The sequence below is a fragment of the Chryseobacterium sp. genome (genome assembly GCF_008014695.1).
GTDB lineage: Bacteria > Bacteroidota > Bacteroidia > Flavobacteriales > Weeksellaceae > Kaistella.
The window spans coordinates 584,291-603,502 of sequence record NZ_VOXE01000001.1 but is presented as its reverse complement, the minus strand read 5'-3'; the positions used below and the strand labels follow the sequence as shown (position 1 = coordinate 603,502).

At 37.6% G+C, this 19,212-nt stretch carries 19 protein-coding genes; 10 read left to right on the top strand and 9 right to left on the bottom strand.

The annotated features are described in order from the left end of the window. Positions 1-69 precede the first annotated feature (69 nt). From FUA25_RS02900 to FUA25_RS02855, 10 genes are all read left to right on the top strand, one after another. Positions 70-2,220 carry an endonuclease MutS2 gene (locus tag FUA25_RS02900; protein WP_147755386.1) on the top strand — a complete coding sequence of 717 codons (2,151 nt, stop codon included), beginning with the start codon at positions 70-72 and terminating at the stop codon, positions 2,218-2,220. Positions 2,221-2,506: 286 nt separating this feature from the next. Then, positions 2,507-3,001, top strand: a complete 495-nt coding sequence (locus tag FUA25_RS02895) for an ATP-binding cassette domain-containing protein (RefSeq protein WP_147755385.1) — start codon at positions 2,507-2,509, stop codon at positions 2,999-3,001. A gap of 340 nt (positions 3,002-3,341) precedes the next feature. Further along, positions 3,342-3,677, top strand: coding sequence for a PadR family transcriptional regulator (locus FUA25_RS02890; RefSeq protein ID WP_147755384.1), 336 nt, complete (start codon positions 3,342-3,344; stop codon positions 3,675-3,677). A 5-nt stretch (positions 3,678-3,682) separates the two neighbouring features. Next, positions 3,683-5,380, top strand: coding sequence for a PspC domain-containing protein (locus FUA25_RS02885; protein WP_147755383.1), 1,698 nt, complete (start codon positions 3,683-3,685; stop codon positions 5,378-5,380). 330 nt (positions 5,381-5,710) lie between these two features. Next, positions 5,711-6,277, top strand: coding sequence for a 1-acyl-sn-glycerol-3-phosphate acyltransferase (locus tag FUA25_RS02880; protein ID WP_147755382.1), 567 nt, complete (start codon positions 5,711-5,713; stop codon positions 6,275-6,277). A gap of 19 nt (positions 6,278-6,296) precedes the next feature. Further along, a complete protein-coding gene (locus tag FUA25_RS02875) occupies positions 6,297-6,731 on the top strand; it encodes a PaaI family thioesterase (RefSeq protein ID WP_147755381.1) in 435 nt (144 codons plus the stop codon). Between the two features lie 108 nt (positions 6,732-6,839). Continuing rightward, positions 6,840-7,847: a hypothetical protein gene (locus FUA25_RS02870; RefSeq protein WP_147755380.1), complete on the top strand. Its 1,008-nt coding sequence runs from the start codon at positions 6,840-6,842 to the stop codon at positions 7,845-7,847. A gap of 3 nt (positions 7,848-7,850) precedes the next feature. Continuing rightward, complete coding sequence (locus FUA25_RS02865) at positions 7,851-8,981, top strand: RNA polymerase sigma factor (RefSeq protein WP_147755379.1); 1,131 nt, start codon at positions 7,851-7,853, stop codon at positions 8,979-8,981. 1 nt (position 8,982) lies between these two features. Then, a complete protein-coding gene (locus FUA25_RS02860) occupies positions 8,983-9,801 on the top strand; it encodes a hypothetical protein (RefSeq protein ID WP_147755378.1) in 819 nt (272 codons plus the stop codon). Positions 9,802-9,830: 29 nt separating this feature from the next. Continuing rightward, the gene (locus FUA25_RS02855; protein WP_147755377.1) at positions 9,831-10,805 is read left to right on the top strand and encodes a chorismate-binding protein; all 975 of its coding nucleotides are present in this window, start codon (positions 9,831-9,833) and stop codon (positions 10,803-10,805) included. A 1-nt stretch (position 10,806) separates the two neighbouring features. Here the strand turns inward: FUA25_RS02855 and FUA25_RS02850 are convergent, their stop codons facing one another. The 9 genes from FUA25_RS02850 to FUA25_RS02810 form a co-directional block, all read right to left on the bottom strand. Further along, positions 10,807-11,001, bottom strand: a complete 195-nt coding sequence (locus FUA25_RS02850; protein ID WP_147755376.1) for a hypothetical protein — start codon at positions 10,999-11,001, stop codon at positions 10,807-10,809. A 13-nt stretch (positions 11,002-11,014) separates the two neighbouring features. After that, a complete protein-coding gene (locus tag FUA25_RS02845) occupies positions 11,015-11,611 on the bottom strand; it encodes a MarC family protein (RefSeq protein ID WP_147755375.1) in 597 nt (198 codons plus the stop codon). Positions 11,612-11,651: 40 nt separating this feature from the next. After that, positions 11,652-13,394, bottom strand: a complete 1,743-nt coding sequence (locus tag FUA25_RS02840) for a BatD family protein (protein ID WP_147755374.1) — start codon at positions 13,392-13,394, stop codon at positions 11,652-11,654. Then, positions 13,394-14,092: a tetratricopeptide repeat protein gene (locus FUA25_RS02835; protein WP_228411629.1), complete on the bottom strand. Its 699-nt coding sequence runs from the start codon at positions 14,090-14,092 to the stop codon at positions 13,394-13,396. Before FUA25_RS02835 ends, FUA25_RS02840 begins: the two co-directional genes overlap by 1 nt. 129 nt (positions 14,093-14,221) lie before the next feature. Continuing rightward, positions 14,222-15,232 carry a vWA domain-containing protein gene (locus tag FUA25_RS02830; RefSeq protein WP_147755372.1) on the bottom strand — a complete coding sequence of 337 codons (1,011 nt, stop codon included), beginning with the start codon at positions 15,230-15,232 and terminating at the stop codon, positions 14,222-14,224. Next, the gene (locus tag FUA25_RS02825; RefSeq protein ID WP_147755371.1) at positions 15,232-16,236 is read right to left on the bottom strand and encodes a VWA domain-containing protein; all 1,005 of its coding nucleotides are present in this window, start codon (positions 16,234-16,236) and stop codon (positions 15,232-15,234) included. The genes FUA25_RS02830 and FUA25_RS02825 overlap by 1 nt, the downstream gene beginning before the upstream one ends. Further along, positions 16,229-17,149, bottom strand: a complete 921-nt coding sequence (locus tag FUA25_RS02820) for a hypothetical protein (protein ID WP_410493458.1) — start codon at positions 17,147-17,149, stop codon at positions 16,229-16,231. Before FUA25_RS02820 ends, FUA25_RS02825 begins: the two co-directional genes overlap by 8 nt. An 11-nt stretch (positions 17,150-17,160) precedes the next feature. Further along, positions 17,161-18,024 (bottom strand): DUF58 domain-containing protein, encoded by an 864-nt coding sequence (locus FUA25_RS02815; protein ID WP_147755370.1) that lies wholly within the window; start codon positions 18,022-18,024, stop codon positions 17,161-17,163. 56 nt (positions 18,025-18,080) lie between these two features. Continuing rightward, a complete protein-coding gene (locus tag FUA25_RS02810; RefSeq protein ID WP_147755369.1) occupies positions 18,081-19,085 on the bottom strand; it encodes an AAA family ATPase in 1,005 nt (334 codons plus the stop codon). Positions 19,086-19,212: the final 127 nt, after the last annotated feature.

The window sequence follows — 19,212 nt, the reverse complement described above, 5'->3', positions numbered from 1 at the left end:
ATTTGACAGCTTCCAAATTTACAAAAATTACATAAGCGCCCATTCTCAAATAATCATTAAATTTGCTTCGTGCATATTACAAAAGACCAATTAGAAGAACTTGAATTTCCGGAACTGCTTTCGGAAATTTCCCCGTTTGCCTATTCTCATAAAACCGCAGAAAAAATCCAGAATCTGAAGCCTCTTCCTTTGGAAGAAGCGGTAATTTCATTAAAAAAAACCTCAGAATTTCTGACGAGTTTTGAAAGCGACAACGCCATACCTTTCAATGAATACGATGATATCGAAGAGGAACTTCAACTCATGCTTATTGAGAATTTCCGGCTCGATAATCCTGCTTTCATCAAAATCAAAAATCTGACGGAGCAAATCGGGAAACTTCAAAAATTTTATCCTGTTTTCGAAGGTGTTTTTGAACATCTGAATAACGATGTTAGAGTTCTCGAATTCCGGAAAGAAATAATTGAGAAGATCGACAAGGTCTTCAACCGTTTCGGAGAAGTAAAAAGTGAAGCCTCCCCCATTCTGAAAGTTTTAAGAGCCGAAATTTCCCACGCCAGAAAAGCCATTCAGGAAAATTTCAACAAAGCACTTACCGCATTATCCTCCACCGATTATTTGGACGACATCCGCGAAAGCATTATTGATGACCAAAGGGTTTTGGCGGTGAAATCGGGATATAAAAAACGTGTGAACGGAAGAGTTCTCGGCGTCTCAAAGACCGGTTCGATCACTTTTATGCAACCGGATACGGTGGTGAAACACCATTTCAAACTTCGCGAAGACATTGAGGAAGAGAAAAAAGAAGTCGACAAAATCCTCAGGAAACTTACGGCAGAAATTTCAGAATTCCAGCCGCAGCTTGCCGAATATCAAGCCTATATTTTTGATCTGGACCTCACGAGAGCCAAAGCCAAATTTTCAGAAAAAATAAAAGGAATCCTGCCGAAAATCAACCGCCACAAAACGCTTCGCCTCGTCAATGCCTTTCATCCGCTGCTTTATCTCAGAAATCAGGTCGAAAAAAAGGAAATTTTCCCGCAGTCGCTCACGTTAACGGAGCACAACCGGATCCTGTGTATTTCCGGACCGAATGCGGGCGGAAAGTCCATTACGCTGAAAACCGTCGGACTGCTGCAGCTCATGATCCAGAGCGGAATTCTGGTTCCGGTACATCCTAAATCTGAGATGTTTTTCTTTGACAAGATCATGACGGACATTGGCGACAATCAGTCCATCGAGAACCACCTTTCCACCTATTCTTCACGCCTGAAAAAAATGGCCGAAATCATCCGGGAATCCGATGCGGAGACCCTTTTGCTCATCGATGAGTTCGGAACCGGATCCGATCCCGAACTCGGCGGTGCTTTGGCTGAAGCTTTTCTGGAATTTTTCTATGACAACAAAAGTTTTGCAATTATCACCACACATTACACGAACATCAAACTGGTCGTAGAACAGCTCCCGAACGCGCAGAATGCGGCCATGCTCTTTGATGAACATTCGCTGGAGCCCCTGTACAAATTGGAAGTCGGACAGGCAGGAAGTTCTTTTACATTTGAAGTGGCGGAAAAAAATAAAATTCCGCGATACATCATCGACGCTGCCAAGAAAAAGGTAGAGCACGATATCATTAATCTCGATAAAACGATCGTAAAACTGCAGCAGGAAAAGTTTGAGGTCGAAAAACTGAAAACCGACCTTACGGAAAAACGCGATTCGACCCAGAATAAAAAGGAGAATCTGGAAAAACTGAACGAACAGCTGCAGCAGAAACTCTTTAATTTTCAGAAACTGTATGAGGAGGAACACCGCAAACTGCAGTTCGGAAACAAGATTGAAGGGTTTATTGATTCTTATGTGAAAGGAAAATCGCGGAAAGACGTTGTAAAAGATTTCGTAAAAATCCTGGAACAGGAGAAATTCCGCAAACTGGGCTCAGACAAAGATGAAACCAAGAAACTGCAGATCGTAAAACGGAAAATCACACAGCAGCTTAAAAAAACAGATGTGATTGAGAAAATAGCCGAAACAAACGAAAAACTGGAGGACAAACGGGTAAAAGACCGCGCAGTATGGATGAAAATCGGACAAAGAGTAAGAATTTCAGGCTCCACTTCAGTCGGAACCATTGAAAAAATCGACAAAAACCAGAAGGTCACCGTGAATTACGGCATGTTTAAAACACAGATTTCGGCAGAGGAACTGGAGCGGATTTAATTTCAAAATTGATAAAAAAGATCAACATATTACGGATGTTCTACAGCAGAATCATGATTCCTGCGTTTCTGTTTTCTTTTTTAGCTTTATTCATCGGTTCTTCATTTAATATTAATGCTGCCGGAATATCATTTTTGGTTATTGCGCCTCTGATGCATTATTTCATATATGAAGCAAGGTTTGCAAATGAATATGTCTTCTACGCAAACTTAGGATTCTCCCGGAAAATTTTGTGGATTTCCACGATTGCTATAAGTGTTTTCGTAAAATTAATTACCGGAATGTTATGAGTAGTCTTCATGCCGACAGCATCACCAAAACCTTTAAGGATAAAAAAATACTTCAGGATATTTTTATCGGCTGTACTAGCGGCGAAGTCGTGGGCTTACTCGGCCGGAACGGTTCGGGGAAATCAACTCTTTTAAAAATTATTGCAGGTCTGGAAACTGCTGACACCAAATTTGTGAGGATTGATGGTGTTATTCTGAAAAATGTCAGCCAAAACCGCGGAATGATTTCTTTTCTTCCACAGTATCATTTTCTTCCCGCTCATGTAAAAATTAAAAACAGTATTAAAGTTTTCACGAACAGGGAAAATGCTGAAAAACTTTTTCTGCATCCCTTTATTTCCCCTTTTCTCGACTCAAAACCAAGAACACTTTCCGGCGGTGAACTTAAACTCATCGAAATCCTGCTCATCCTTTATTCTGAAAGTAAATTTATCCTCCTCGACGAGCCATTCCAAAGTCTCGCTCCCCAAATGACTGATGAAATCAAATGATTACTCACTACTCAATGCAAAACCAAAGGAGTCATTATATCGGATCATCAGTATGAACAGGTAATGGATGTTTCCAACAGAATCTATCTGCTGAAAAACGGTTCAACAATTCTAATTAACGGTATTGATGATCTCAAGTTTTATAAATATGTCAAATAAAATCCTGTTTTAAAAATTATTATCATTGAAAATCAATCAGTTATATATTTTTCTAAAATTATTTCACTACTTTGTATTGCATAATACTAATTTATTTACATATCTTTGCCATGTAAAGTTAAGGGTATAACTTTTAACGTAATAAAACACCAATTTTAAAACCAAATAATAACCTCACAAAATGAACACAGAAAACACCAAAGCGCAAATGCGAAAAGGAATTCTGGAATTCTGTATTTTGAGTCTTATTGACAAAAGAGAAATGTATGTTTCTGATTTGATCGACGAACTCAAAAAAGGAAAACTGGATGTGGTGGAAGGAACGCTCTACCCGCTCCTCACCAGATTGAAAAACGGCGAATTTCTTTCCTACCGATGGGAAGAATCCACAGGAGGTCCACCGAGAAAATATTACCAGATCACCGAAAAAGGTCAACTGTTTCTCACCGAACTTCTGAACACTTGGAACGATCTTACCGATTCCGTGAATCAAATTACTCTAAAAACTATAAACTAAATACAATGAACAAAACACTCTCAATAGGACTAGCAGGTTTCTCATTCACCATTGAGGAACATGCATATATCAAGTTAAGCGACTATCTTGCTGCACTCAGAAGTTCTCTGGATGTTTCTGAAGCGGATGAAGTGATGCACGATATCGAGATCAGAATGGTTGAAATCTTCAAGGATACCTTAGGTAAACGTGAAGTCATCAATGATGTCGATGTGGAAAGAGTTATTGCCCAGATCGGGAAACCCGAAGTGATTGAAGAACAGGAAGAAGCTTATTTTTCCGAAAAAAATACAAAAAACGGACGTACTTCTGCAAATTACAGCGGCGCAAAACAGCTCTTCCGCGATCCGGAAAGACAAAAAATCGCCGGAGTCTGTGCTGGTTTAGCGCATTACACTGGAATGGACATTACCGCAATGCGTGCCATTTGGCTTGGAATAGCAGTTTTAGGGATCTTTACCGCCGCCATCTCCACTTCCCTCATCATTCTCATCTATATAATTCTGTGGATCGTTCTGCCTAAGGCAGAAACGGCCACAGATTTTCTGAAAATGAAGGGAAAGCCGATGAATTTCGACAATTTAAAAAGTGAATCCAACAAACTGGTTCAGTTTGCAAATGAATCCACGCAAAGAGTCGGAGAAATTTATACGGAAAACAAACCCTATATCAACAATGCAGGAAGCGGAATCTGGAATGTAATTCGTTATGTCCTAGGAAGTATTTTTGCCTTAATGGCATTGGGAAGCATCATCGGAGCATTTTTCATCTTCGGTCTTTTCGGAAATCCTGATTTCCCGGGAATGAATGAATTCAATTTCCTTTTTGAAGATGACGGAATGAATAACGTTCTCTACGCCATGATGTTGATCGGAACTTTAATTCCTGCCCTGCTTTTCAGTCTGATGGCCATAAAATTAATTTCGCCGAAAACGCAGCTGAGAAATGTAGGATACGTTGTTGGAGCACTTTTCCTTATTCTTTTGGCTTTCGGAACCTATTTCGGAATCAACATGGCTAAAAAAGACATGATTTATAAAGGGGATAAAGAAGAAACAGAAAATATTGCCATCAATACGACTTCAGATAGTCTTTATGTAGATGTAAAACAGATTAACATTCCGCAGAACTTTACAGCGTATGACGATGATATTTTCTCAGACAAAAAAATGGTGTACGAGGAAGACTATCCTTATGTTGAAGTTACGAGAAAAGCCGATATCACAGCACCTTACCTTATTGTTAAAAAAGAAGGAAAAGGTTATAATGTGCCGGTTCAGCTGACCGTTCCGGTGGAAATCCAGGACAATAAAATTCTGCTTCCCAATTTCGTTAAATATCCTTACCAGCAGCGTTTCCGGGATTACAATGTGACTTACGAACTCGTAGTTCCTCAGGATACAAAAGTCTTTAAAGTTAAAGAGAATGGTCTTCAAATAGAAGGTGATTTAAACGGAGACGGAACAGACGACGATGACGACAGCAACGATGTGGTAATTGAAAACAATAAGATCAAGATCAACGGTTCTACTATTCAGTATGATTCTAATGATAAAGACAGCGTGATCATTAACGGTAAAAAAATGCCGAAAGCTGCTGCCGATAAAGTGATTGATTCCATGAAACTGGATTTCGACAAACTTCAGGATGTGGACATCTCCATTAAAAACGGCAAAAAAGAAATTTCCATTAAAACCAAATAATGAGAGTGGATAAGTGTAAAAGCGAATGCTTTTAATCAAATAAAAAATTTCGCTTTTCGCTTGTTCATCATTAAAAACAAAATTTTAATTAAAATTTAACATACTGATTTCGGTTATATTAGAAAATAATTATTAAATTCGTACTGTTAATTTTGAATATCAAATAAATTAACCTTAAAACAAAAAAATCATGGTACAGTTTGTAGTTGAAATCGCAATAAAAGTCGTTGATTTCGTAAGCAGTTTATTTTAAGAACAATTATTAATTCGATATATTTGTAAGTATAACCAAAATTTGGTTATACTTTTTTGTTTAAAAAATTAAAAAAAATGAAGAAACTGATCGGGAAATTGATGATGTGGATTGTGGGCTGGAAGATTGTATTGGAAGGCGATGTGAATAATCTGGACCGCTGTATTCTGGTTGTGGCGCCACACACTTCCAATCAGGAATATCTCCTTGGAAATCTGGCGTACTGGGCGCTGGATAAACCGTTGAAAATTATTATTAAAGACGAACACACCAAAGCTTGGTACGGTTCCATAGTCAGAGCTTTGGGCGGTATTGGTATTGACAGAAGCCAGAAAAACGACCTCATTAAATTTGTAGTGGATGAATTTAAGAAAGACAGTTTCAGTCTGGTAATTACGCCGGAAGGAACAAGAAGCTGGGTTCCGAAATGGCGGAAAGGTTTCTACCATATGGCTTTGGCAGCAAAAGTCCCGATTGTGGTCGCTGCCGGGGACTTTAAACACAAAATCATTTATTTGGGCAAAATCATCACTGTTCACGATCTGGAAACCCGCAGTTTTGAAAGCATTATGGAGGAAATGCAGGAATATTACAAAAAAATTACTCCAAAAAATCCTGAAAACTGGAATCCCAAAATTTATTAGATATACACCCGTACTAAAAATGGATAATTCAAAAAAAAGAGAAATTCTTGAAATGCTGAATAACTGGGGTGAAGAAACCCTCGGAAAAACGCTCAATATTATTTTCACAGATGTTACAGAGGAAACCCTTACCGCAACGATGCCTGTAACGCCGAAAGTGCATCAGCCTTACGGAATTCTTCACGGCGGTGCAAGCTGTGTTTTGGCCGAAACTTTGGGTTCGTGTCTTTCATACATCAGCGTGGATGCTGAAAAAGTGGTTCCCGTGGGAACAAACATCAACTCCAACCACCTGAAAAGCAAACGCCACGGAATGGTAACCGGAACCGCCAGATTCATCAGAAGAGGTAATACAATGCACGTTTCTGAGATAGAAATCCGGGACGAAAAGGGCAGCCTGATCAATCATACCACAATGACCAACAATATCATTCCGCGCAATAAGTTATCTTGATTTAAAAAATCATCTAAACCTTTCAAGCAAATTTTGAAAGGTTTTTTTATTTTTCTGCAACTTTTTTACTTTTTTGAATCTTATAAGTAAGAACCAAAACTAATTTGTATGAAAACGCTTTTTTTGCCCTTTGCTTTTTTACTCTTATTTCTTTCGTCTTGTTCCAGAGATGAAGTTTTACCAGACGAGAAAAAATTGATGAATTCTGTGGATGTGTATGTTGCCGGATCTGAATTTAATCAAGCATGTTATTGGAAAAATAATGTGAAGCATGTGTTACCATTTGGCGATAACATCTCTCTCTCAAAAATAATAATAGAAAATAATAATATTTTTGTCTTTGGTTCCTCATACCAAAACGGAAAATCTTTTTTTTGGAAGAATAACGTAAAATATGATATTGAACAGTATTTAAACATTGCTGCTGGATCAAATTATACTATTACCGATTTTACGGTTAGTAATGATGAAACATATATTACAGGTATGTTTAAAAATGTAACAGCCCCTCCTGCTTTACAATATGAACTTTGTTTTTGGAAAAATAATGTAAAAAATATTGTGTACCAAAACTCCAACCCAGTTTTTCCTGATGAAATTGCCTATTTCGACAATCATGTCTATATAAGCAGTTCTTTTCCGGTGGGTTATTTTATAGACAATACATTTTTCCCGGTCAATGCAAGTTGGATGCATGGTTTTGTAAAGACAAATCAAGGAGTATTGGTTTTATATAATAAACATGAAACAACAGGTCCAAACAGTACATTTTATTATAACAATACAAATACAAATGTTAACTATTTTGTAGATACAATTTCAAACCCAAATTTATCAGAAGGAAAGTTTATTACTGATAAATACACGAATGATCTGTATATTTCATCATCATATTTGAATAATTATTATTATAAAAATAATAATCACATAATTGTACCTGTTGATAATGATTATTATGTGATTTCTGATATGTTTGTACTTAATAACAATGTTTATTTGATTAAGACAAAACAAAATTCTTATAAAGTGTACATAAATAATGTTATTACCCAAAGTATTACAGGAACTTCTATTCCAAATGGTTCATTTCGTTCGATTTTCGTCGTCCAAAACTAAAAAGTGCAAAACAAAGACTGGAACCATATTTACACGCAATTATCACCCAAACTTTTGGGGGTTTGCCGAAGGTATGTTGCCGATGTTTATGCAGCGGAAGATATTCTTCAGGAGAGTTTTATTACCGCTATTCAAAATGTGCATCAACTGAAAGATGACAAAAACATTTCGGGTTGGCTGAAGAAAATCGTGATTAATAATGCCTTGCAATTTTTAAAAAAAACTGCAAAAACCCAATTTGTGTCTATAGAAACTCAACAAATTCCAGCTATGTCGGATAATAATTCTACTGCTTTTGAACAGAACGAGGTTTTGGCGTATGATTTTTCTTCGGAAGAATTATTGGCTTCCATCGATCAGCTTCCTTTTCTGCAAAAGTCGGTTTTCAATATGTATTTTATCGACCATTACAGCCATTCCGATATTTGTAAACACCTTGACATTAATCTCAACACTTCAAAATCTCATCTTTTACGTGCCAAAAAATCGATCCGGCATTATCTTTTGGAAAGTAGGTCTTCTTCTACAGAACAAAAAAGACGAAAAAAAGGAGTTTTGCTACTTGTATTTTTAGGTTTCGGAAATTTAGTTTGGGCGCAAATGTATCGAAACAAACTTTCAGCTTTAAGGATCCATCCTCAAAGACCAACTTTATCTGAAAATTTTGGAAATATCCCTTACGAAGTAAAAAAACACCAACAAAAACCTTCGATAAAAGCCGTTGCATTTCTAGTGTTAATCTTCACCGTTTTTTCTTCCCTTTTCTTTTTTAATAAAATAAATACTCAATCCACGAAAACGACAGTTAATGCTCCGGTGAAAATAGAGAATGACATCAAACCTGCTAAGCAAATAAATGAAAAATTTCCTTCTGAAATTGCAGAAATAAAAACTTCTGAAAATTTTGACATTACAGAAACCCCTGCCAAAAAATCTGTAAAAATTGCAGAAAAGGTTCCCAGTAAAGAACCTACACAAAACACTTTATTTGCAGCGAGCCCATTTTCTGATCAAGAAAAAGCTGTTGAAATTATTCCAATTTCAGATACCATGCAAGCCAAACAAAGAAACAAAGTGATCATCGTGAAAAAAATCATTAAACGGGAAACCATTTTCATCAAAAAAAATAAATAACATGCCTTTTTCCCGACTATTCTTGTTTTTGCTCATTATTTTTTCAATTACTGTAAAAGCTCAAAACGATACCATCATTGTTTATGAGGAAGAAATTATTCACGATACCGTGTATGTGGAAGAGAAAAAAGAATTAACGACCGAAAAGCAAATGATAAAAGAAGAGAAAAAATGGAATTTCTCCGGAAATGCTTTTGCCGGGATTAAAAAAAATGAATTTTTTAAAGATTTTAGCGATAAAGCACAGCTTGGATATGGTTTTGGTATTGAAGTTCAGCGGTATTTTTTCTTCCCGAATTTTTCCTTTTCCACAGGTTTGCAATACCATCTTTGGAATTCCACTTTCGATTTGGACGGCAATAAAGATGATACGATTTTGAACGGTTTTTATTTTACGGAAAAAGACGAACCCCTGCTTTTTCAGAAATTCAACAACCGACATTCGGAATGGGTGGCAATTTTTAAAGTAAAGTACGATTGGAAAAAAATTACACCTTTTGTGGGATTCTCCTTAAACAAAACCAGCTACAAAATGCAGTTTCTGGCACCTGAGAACGATGTGCTCTCGCAATTAGCCGATTTTAAAAGCCAAAATGTAAGCATTGGAAGCACTTTCGGGTTAGAATATCGGATTGTTCCAAAAATTAAATTGTTTGCAGAAGTCCAAACCCATACTTTGGACAAACTGCAATTAAAAAACAAAGAGTTTAACTTCAATATTTTAACCAATGAAAAAGGATTTACAGAATACAGTTATCTCTTCGGAATTGGTTATGTTTTTTTAAAAAGCTGCAAAATTTTTTTTATGCAAATTTTTTAGATTAATTTCGGGCTTCCTATTAATGTCCAATGATTTTATTCAAACTGCCTTTTAACGATAAATATTATTCCGTTCACGGAAATAGTTCTGAAACTGCCATCAGTGTTGTTTCATTTGATGAATTTGAAAGGTTAGATTTTAAAGGGAATATAGTTGAAATTAAGAAAGAAGAAATTCTTCAGAACCAAAAATTTTCTGATGAAATTAATAGCGAGATCCTTGATTTTAAACAAGAAAGTAAAGACGAATATTTAACTAAACTTAAGGAAGTTATCGATTTCATAAACGAAAATTCGCTCCAAAAATTGGTCTATTCCCGACAGAAAATAAACGAATTTCCCGAAAAAAAAATTAATCTGTCTCAAACTTTTTTGAATTTATGTGAAAATTATCCAAATGCCTTTGTTTACTTCTTTTTGGATAACGGAGTTTGTTGGATAGGCGCTTTTTCTGAAATTCTCGGAATATTCAACAAAAAAAATAAGGATTTTGAAACGATGAGTTTGGCGGGAACGCTTCCTGTAAAAGAAAACTGGACGGAGAAAGAAATCGAGGAACAAAAACCTGTTTCTGATTATATTTTAAAAATTTTAGAAAAATACAATTCAAAAATTCATTCTTCCGAAACTTACGATCATATTTCGGGAGATATTAAACATTTAAGAACCGATTTTAAAATAAAAACAGAAGAAAAATATCTTGAAAATTTAATTTCCGAACTTCATCCAACTCCTGCGGTTTGCGGAATTCCGAGAGATTTTTGTAAAAAAGCAATTGCAAATTTTGAAAGATATCCGAGGGAATTTTATGCAGGTTACATCAGAATTGAAAAGGAAGAAGATATCCTGTATTTTGTAAATCTACGCTGTGCAAAATTCTACAAAAATGCCACAAAACTTTTTGTTGGCGGTGGAATAACCACGCTCAGCATCCCGGAAAAAGAATGGCAGGAAACTGAACTGAAATCACAAGCAATCCTAAAAAATCTAGCTTTTTACAGCTGAATTATTTTTTTACAGTCAGCTTGCTCCAGGTATTCAGGGCAAAAAGCAAAATAATACCGATTACTGCAGCAGAAATTGACAAGATGAATTTTGAATTTTCTTCATGCATAATTCCGAGGTCCCACTCGATCACATAAAGATTGAAGGCGATAAATATTAAGAAAAGCACTAAAAATACTTTGTAAATGGTCTGCATGATCTAAGATTTTTTAAAAATTAACATAGGTCGAAAACAGCTGTGCAAAATTAGCAGTGAACAATTTAATGGAAATTGCGAGGAGGATAATTCCAAAAACTTTCTGCAAAACCTGCAAAGTCCCGTCGCCCATTTTCTGTTCGAGCCAGTTGGCTGATTTCAGCACCAAATATACAAAAATTGTATTCAGGATGATGCCTGCAATGATATTGATGTCATGATATTCCGCACGCAGCGAAAGCGTTGTGGTTAAGGTTCCGGCTCCTGCTATCAGCGGAAATGCAATAGGAACGATCGATGCCGATTTGGATTCGGTATTTTTTTGAATCTCAATACCCAGAATCATTTCAACTGCGATGATGAAAATGACAAACGCTCCCGCAATCGCGAAAGAATTCACATCAACACCAATGAACTTCAGGATATTATTACCAATAAAAAGGAAGGCGATCATGAGGACACACGCAACTATGGTGGCACGTTCTGCTTCAATTTTTCCGAATTTCTGCTTCAGGCTTACAATAATCGGGATGGACCCTACGATATCGATTACCGCAAACAGAACCATCGTAGTGGTAAGTGTTTCCTTTAAACTGAAAAATTCAAACATTGCTCATTATTAATTTCGCAAAATTATAAATAAAAAATGGTTATTTGCTAATTTGGGAGTATAATTCAACCGTCTGATCGTATATTTCGATGATATTTTCTTCGAGATGTAGCGGCGCAAATCTTTCAATTTGAATTCTCTGAATAAGATTCCGATATTCTTCGGTAATTTTTGGGCCTCTCTCCCTTTCCAGAATATTTCTGAACTCCGATTCATTTTCCGCTGAAAAACTTTTTCTGACTTCAAGCTTCATTTCCTCAAAAGTTTTAAAGAAACCTTCCCATTCACGGTTTTTAAGCTGTTTTTCCAAATAAATAAAATATGCGCTGAGCTCAACATTCTGTTGGCTCCGAATTTCATTTTCTCTGTCCGCTACACTTCCCGAAGCTTTAGCTTTCATTGATACTTTTTGCATGACAAGTGCTTTCTGTTTCCGCTGATGTCTGCGGTACAGGAAACCCAACAGCACGACCCCGAAAAACACTCCGAAATTCAGGAGTACAGCGTTCCAGTTGATGCCGGCATTTTCCTTAACCTTCAGTTTCGAAGTATGAATTACGGGACTGTTTACCGTTTCCAGAACAGTGTTGGTATAATTGTTCACCTTTTCCAAGGTGGTTTGGTCATCCAGAATTTCCGCATGGGTAAAAGCACTGATTTCAATAGTTTGAGGCGGTAACGAAACATATTTTTTCTCAGATGGATCAAAAAAACTGAATTCGTCAGTCTGTATGGAAATTGATCCAGGTTTTTGAGGAACAATGATGTAATTTGCCAATACTTCACCTTTCATGCCGGTTTTTCCGGTCTTGATATGATTGATGATTTTCGACGGAAATACTTTATAATGATCAGATTCAAGTATGGCGGGAAGTTTTATATTTCCAAGATTTCCCTCTCCGGAAAGCCTCACGGTTACATTGATGGGTTTGTCTGTTTCTACTTTTCCTTCGGAACGGTTAATGAGTTGAACTTTAAAATTCCCTACGGCATTTCGAAAACTTTCCGGGGCTTCCTTCGGAAGATCTTTAACATTCAGATTTACTTTATTGGAAAGGATTTTATTTTCGGAAACGGTATTTTTTATCATCGCCGAAACAGATTTTACAGAAACCTTCCCGCTTTCTTTCGGGAAAATCATATACACCGCAATTACCTGTGAAGATAGGTTTCCGGTTGTTTCAATTTCAGATTTCCGGTTGCTGACCGTTTTGAAATTTACATTGTGCTGTTGCGGAGTCTGAATATTCTTTACCTTCCGGAAATTATCGAAATTTTTAGAATACGCTTTCAAAACCGCTATGGTTGGCTGGTTTTTATAGACCACTCTGTCTTCAATCTCCAGATTCAGATAAATATCGTCCGCTGGTTTTGTTACAGCGACTGCTGTTTTTTCAGCCGGGGAAATATAGATGTCAAAAGGCTCGGTTCGGTAAATTTCACCATTTACGATCACCCTCGCAGAACCTATTTTAATGGTTCCGGACTGCTTTGGCTCCAGAACCACCTGATAAATAATCTGGTTGATGATGAAGTTCTTTTTGGGGTCAGCATAAGTCTTCTGATCAGATGCGGTGCCGATCATGTTGAATTTCGAAAAATCCGGAAGCTGCAGAGGTGTTTCCTGAATGTAGCTGTCTCCTTTTATTTCAAGAACATAAGTAATGTTGAACCGTTGGTTTACCTTGAAATCCTCTCCTTCTATAACGGGCACCAAAGTTACCTGACCGTAAGAAGCTACAGCCATAAAATTAAGGAAGAAAAAGAAGATCTTCTGTTTCATCACCAGTCTTTAGCATTGCTTTCCGGCACCGAATAGGAACCTTTGTTTAAAATTCTTTTGGCTGTTTCCCTTTCTTTATTGGCTACTCTGTTCAGCAAAGCATCCTGAAGTTCTTTCGGCATGCTGTTCCTGGGATTTTGGTTTTTATCCGGATTTTCTCCGTCACCGTTTCCTTTTTGTTCATCACCGTTTCCTCCGCTTTTCTGTTTCTTATCGCCCTCACCTTCCTGCTGATCTTTCTTATTTCCTTTACCGCCTCCGCCGCCGGATTTATCCTGATTTTTCTCCTGCTGATTTTCTTTTTCCTTCAGCTTCGCAATCTCATAATTTTTCCGTGTAGCTTCGTTGTAAGGATCCTGCTTCAGGGATTTTTTGTAAAATTCAGCAGCTTTTTCGGCATTATTTGTCTGCATATATGAATTTCCCAGGTTGTGAAGGGCGGCAGCTTTATCGGCAAAATTTTTGGAAAGATCCTGCGCTTTTTCGAACTCTGCCTTCGCTTCTTCAAACTTTTTACTTTTATACAGAGCATTACCAAGATTGTAATGGGCAGTGAAATCTTTATTATTTTCGCCGATGGCTTTCAGATATTTGGAAGCGGCTGCATCATAATTTTTCCTGTCGAAATCGTTATTGCCTTCAAAAATGAGGGTATTATAATTTTCCTGTGCCGATACATTACCGGCGAAAAAAATCATTAATAACGTGAGAAAAGAAAATTTATTACGCATGATACAAAATTATTCGTTTAAATGTTAAGAAACAGGGGTTTAAATGTTAAAATTGGGTTAAATAAAGGGCTTAAAGGGTTTACAAGAATTGAACCATCAAATATTGAGATCTTTTTTCGGATTGAATAAATAAATAACCAAAAAAAAGAAAAGAGAAACCGCCAAAAAATACTGGTAATAATGAATGGCATTTTGAGATTTTATAAGTGTTTCTGAAGAGGTGTTTTTCCTGTTAAGTGCATCAACAATTTCCTGCGAAGCCTGTTCCAGATTATTCCCGTCGATATAGGAACCTTCCGTAGAAGAAGCGATTTTTCTCAGCGCTTCGGTCTGCCTTTTAGAAATTACGGTTTCGCCGGTATTCAGATCGGTTTTATAACCCATTAACTGTCCGAAGGCATATTCCGGAACCGGCGCGCCTTCATCGGTACCGATTCCAACTGTTATAACAGTCATTCCTTCTCTCTTAGCTTCTTTTATGGCTGCATCTTCATTACCTTCATTGTCTTCGCCGTCGCTCACCAGAACAATCTTACGTGATCCTTTTGCTACATTTTTAAATTTCTCCGACGCAACCTGCATTCCTTTCAGGAAATCAGTTCCCTGAACTTTCATAATATTTGTTTCGAGTCCACCAATATAGGTTTCTGCAGTGGAATAATCGGTGGTTAAAGGCATCACAGAAGTAGCATCGCCCGCAAAAACCACAATCCCGACTTTGTCATTCTTCATTTTATCCATTGTCCCAATAATGATATTTTTGGCTTCCGTTAATCGGTTGGGTTGAATATCTTCGGCATTCATGGAATTGGAAACATCCAGCACAAAAATAACATTGTTCATTTTCTGCAGGGTCTTCACATCTTCGGAGCCTTTCAGAAGATCGATGATCGAAAATATCAGAAATAAAACGGCTGTCAGATACAGGACCGGTAAAACCGCCGAAAATTTCGACTTTTTTTCAAAAAGATCCTGATGGAATTTCTCTTCCGCAAAATTTAACCTCTTGTTCTTTTTCCATTTTGTAAACTGAACAATTAGGAAAACCAGCACCGGAAAAAGCAACAGCAGCAAAAAGAGCCAGTAATTTTCAATATACCAATCCATTAATTCAAAAATTTATATAAATACCAGCGCAGAAACGCATCTATTATTAAAACCGCGAGCGCAATAAACAGCAGGGTCCGGAAATATTCCTGATAATGATAGATTTTTGCTGATTTTACATCCGTCTTTTCCAGCTGGTTAATTTCGTTGTAGACTTCTTCAAGACTTTGATTGGATGTTGCACGAAAATATTTTCCGCCCGTGGTCTGTGCAATTTCCCGTAAAACAGATTCATCAATCCTCACTTCTGCTTCAGTAAAAATAAGGTCTCCAAAGGGACCTAATTGTGTTGGCATCAATGCGTAACCGTTGGTTCCAATTCCAATTGAATATACTTTAATATTATTACTGCGGGCCAGTTCAGCACCGACCTGAGGAGGCATTGCGTTCTCAATCGTATTTACGCCGTCTGTCATTAAAATAATAATCTTGGATTTGGCTTTGCTGTCTTTCAAATGACTTACCGCCACCGAAAGGCCCTCGCCAATTGCGGTTCCCTGCTCCAGTTCCAATGGGTTGAGATTGTTAAGCTCTTCAATCAGTACAGAATGATCTGAAGTTACGGGAACTTTAGTAAATGCTTCTCCTGAATAAGCAACCAAACCAATTCTGTCGGCAGGTCGTTTCTCGACAAAACTTCTTGCAATTTTTTTCAGAGCCGTCAGTCGGTCCGGATCCAAATCTTTTGCAAGCATACTGTAAGACACATCTACCGAGAGCATAATGTCAATCCCTTTATTGGCGTTGTAATCCTCTGATATAGAAAAAGTCCGAGGTCTTGCCATCGCAATAACAAGACAGGTAAGAATTAGATATTTTGAAATTTTCAGCAGAAAAAGTACAAAGACAATCCCCTGACTTTCCTTCATTTCTGCTGTGCTCGGAACTTTGATACCCGCTCTCTTTTTGCTGCTGATATCTCTTATCAGCAAAGGGATAAACAGCAGGAATAGCAGTAAAAACCACGGACTGTAAAATTCGAAGTCGTTGAAGGCATTAAACATCTTTTCTCAGTTTTTCAAATTCGAGATCCTTAGATGATCTTTTGACAAAGGCCTTTATATTCTCAAAATCATTTTCCATAAGAGCCTGATCCGGAAATGTTTTGGCAAATTTAACAAGATCGCCCCGGAGAAAAATCTCTTCTACTACCTTTTCATTTTCCTGAGAAATGGTATTGTTCATCTTCATTACATCAATCAGATCATCGGTAAGCAGAACATCTGCCGGAATGCGGTATTGTTTGGTGATGAAATTTCTGGAAATATCGATGAGTTCAACGTAAAATGAGCGGTAATCGCCATTTTCGATGTATTTTTTCTTCTTCAGCTGGTCCAGATCCTTCAGGGTCTGGTTGGTCATTACAACCGGCGAATCTTTCCTACGTTTCCCATATTTGACGATCTGATAAATAACAAAAATTAAAGCGACAAGAATTAAAAATCCTAGAACATACCATTTGTAAAGTTGCCAGTAATCCTGAACTCCAAGATTCACCTCCTTGTTTTTCATAATGTCGTTAATCACGTCACCTTTTTGTGCAGTATTGATGACTTCCACTTCGTATGGAACGGTTTGGTAAAGTTCTCCGCCAATTTTAAAATCCAACGGGGGAATGGTGAATTTACCTTCTTCAAACACAGCAAATTCAATGGTTCTTTCGTAAACATCTGGTTTTTTATTGATGCTGTCTTTCACCTCTTCAAAATGGAAGGGTAAAAGCTCATTTTTTGGCGCGGAAACCACATCCTTGCCTTGAAGATCGGAAATCAAAACCCGAAATACTACTACTTCTCCAAGGGCAAGCGTCTTTTTCTCCAATCTGGAACCCAGTGTCTGCGAATTGGCAAAAACACCGAGGAAAATAAATGTAAAAAGGGAAATATTTTTTAAAATTCTGCTGTTATTCTTTATCATCATGCATGCTGTCATTTTTTTCTGAAATACTGGTAAAGGAATTTTGAATAGTCCTCTCCGGTATTCATATTCATAAAGCCGGCGGAAGAATTTTCGAAATCCTCCTCCACTTTTTTCACTTTCTGTTTCTGGGCTTCCGCAAAATCATACCGCCATCTCGAGCTGGAAGTATTCGCCCAAATCTGTTTTCCGGTTTCTGCATCAGTGAATAACGAGTATCCCACATTGGGGATTTCATTATCTTTCTCATCAAAGATGCGCATTCCTAAAACCTGATGCTTTTTTGAAGCTACGCGCAACATTTTCGAATCATATTCATCTTCAAAATCAGAAAAAAGGAACACGAGTGATTTCTTCTTGAAAATACCCATCATATATTCCATGGCCGCATCAATTTTGGAGGGAGCAGGAATATAATCTACCGTAAGAATATTGCTGATGATCGCCAGAATATGTTTACGTCCTTTTCGGGGCGGGATTACTTTGTACACTTTATCAGCGAAGAGAATCAAACCCACTTTGTCATTGTTACCGACCGCTGAAAATCCCAAACTTGCGCAAATTTCAGCTACAAACTCCCGTTTAAGCTGCGTTTTGGTGCCGTAATCCATTGACGCGGAAATATCCACAACCAGCATCATCGTCAGCTCCCTTTCCTCCTCCATCACCTTTACATAAGGTTCCCGGAAACGGGCTGTTTTGTTCCAGTCGATTCTTCGGATTTCATCTCCGGACTGATAGGGTCGGACTTCTGAGAAGGTCATTCCCTGTCCTTTAAATGCACTGTGATACTGACCCATTAAAGCAGCCTCCGATTTTTTTCGGGTGCGAATTTCAATCTGCTTTACTTTTTTAATGATGTCTTTGATCTGCATTTAAAGTCTTAAATATGAGGTAATGGGTTTTTAATATAATTGAATGAATCTTTTAATTATGGCGCCTGAACTTTGCCCAAAATCCGGTCTATAATTTCTTCTGCGGTAATTTCTTCGGCTTCCGCTTCGAAACTCAGTCCGATACGGTGTCTCAGGACATCTTTGGCAATTTCTTTCACATCTTCCGGAATCACAAATGCCCGGTTTTTCAGAAATGCCATCGCCCGCGATGCAATTGCCAGATTGATGGAAGCTCTCGGAGAAGCTCCGAAACTAATGTAATTTTTAAGTTCGGCAAGGCCGTAACGTTCCGGGAAACGAGTTGCAAAAACCATATCAAGGATATATTTTTCAATTTTCTCGTCGAGATAGATCTGGTTGATGAGATTTTTTGCTTCTACCACATTTTCAAGAGAGATCACAGGTCTGATTTGTGGTTGATGAGCTGTTGCAACCATTCTCATTACTTTTCTTTCATCCTCAAATTCAGGATAGTCAATTTTACACTTCAGCATAAAACGGTCACTTTGCGCTTCCGGAAGAATGTAAGTTCCTTCCTGATCGATTGGATTCTGTGTTGCAAGAACCAAAAAAGGTTTGGGAAGTGCCATGGTTTCATCCCCAATTGTTACCTGTTTTTCCTGCATCGCTTCAAGCAAAGCCGACTGAACCTTTGATGGCGCACGGTTGATCTCGTCTGCCAGAACAAAATTCGCGAAAATGGGGCCTCTTTTAATGGAGAAATCATTTTCCCTGATATTGTAAATCTGCGTCCCCACTACATCTGCCGGAAGTAAATCGGGCGTAAATTGGATTCTGGAAAACTCGCCGTGAACTGCATCGGCCAGCGTTTTGATCGCTAGGGTTTTTGCAAGACCCGGTACTCCCTCCAAAAGAACATGGCCATTGCCAAGAAGACCGATCAGTAAACGGTCTATCATGTATTCCTGTCCGATAATTGCTTTGTTGATTTCCTGTTTTAAAAGTGAAAAAAAGTAATTCTGCTCTCTTACTTTTTCGGTTAGCTGTCTGATATCTTCGGCTTGATGTAGTTCTGACATAGAGTTTTAAAATTAAAGTGTAAATTTCTGATAAATACCTGCAACAATCTACTAAATCAATGCCAATTTTGAGTTAAAATTTGTTAAATAATCTGCCCTGTTCATAAGGTTTTTGATAATTTTAGCT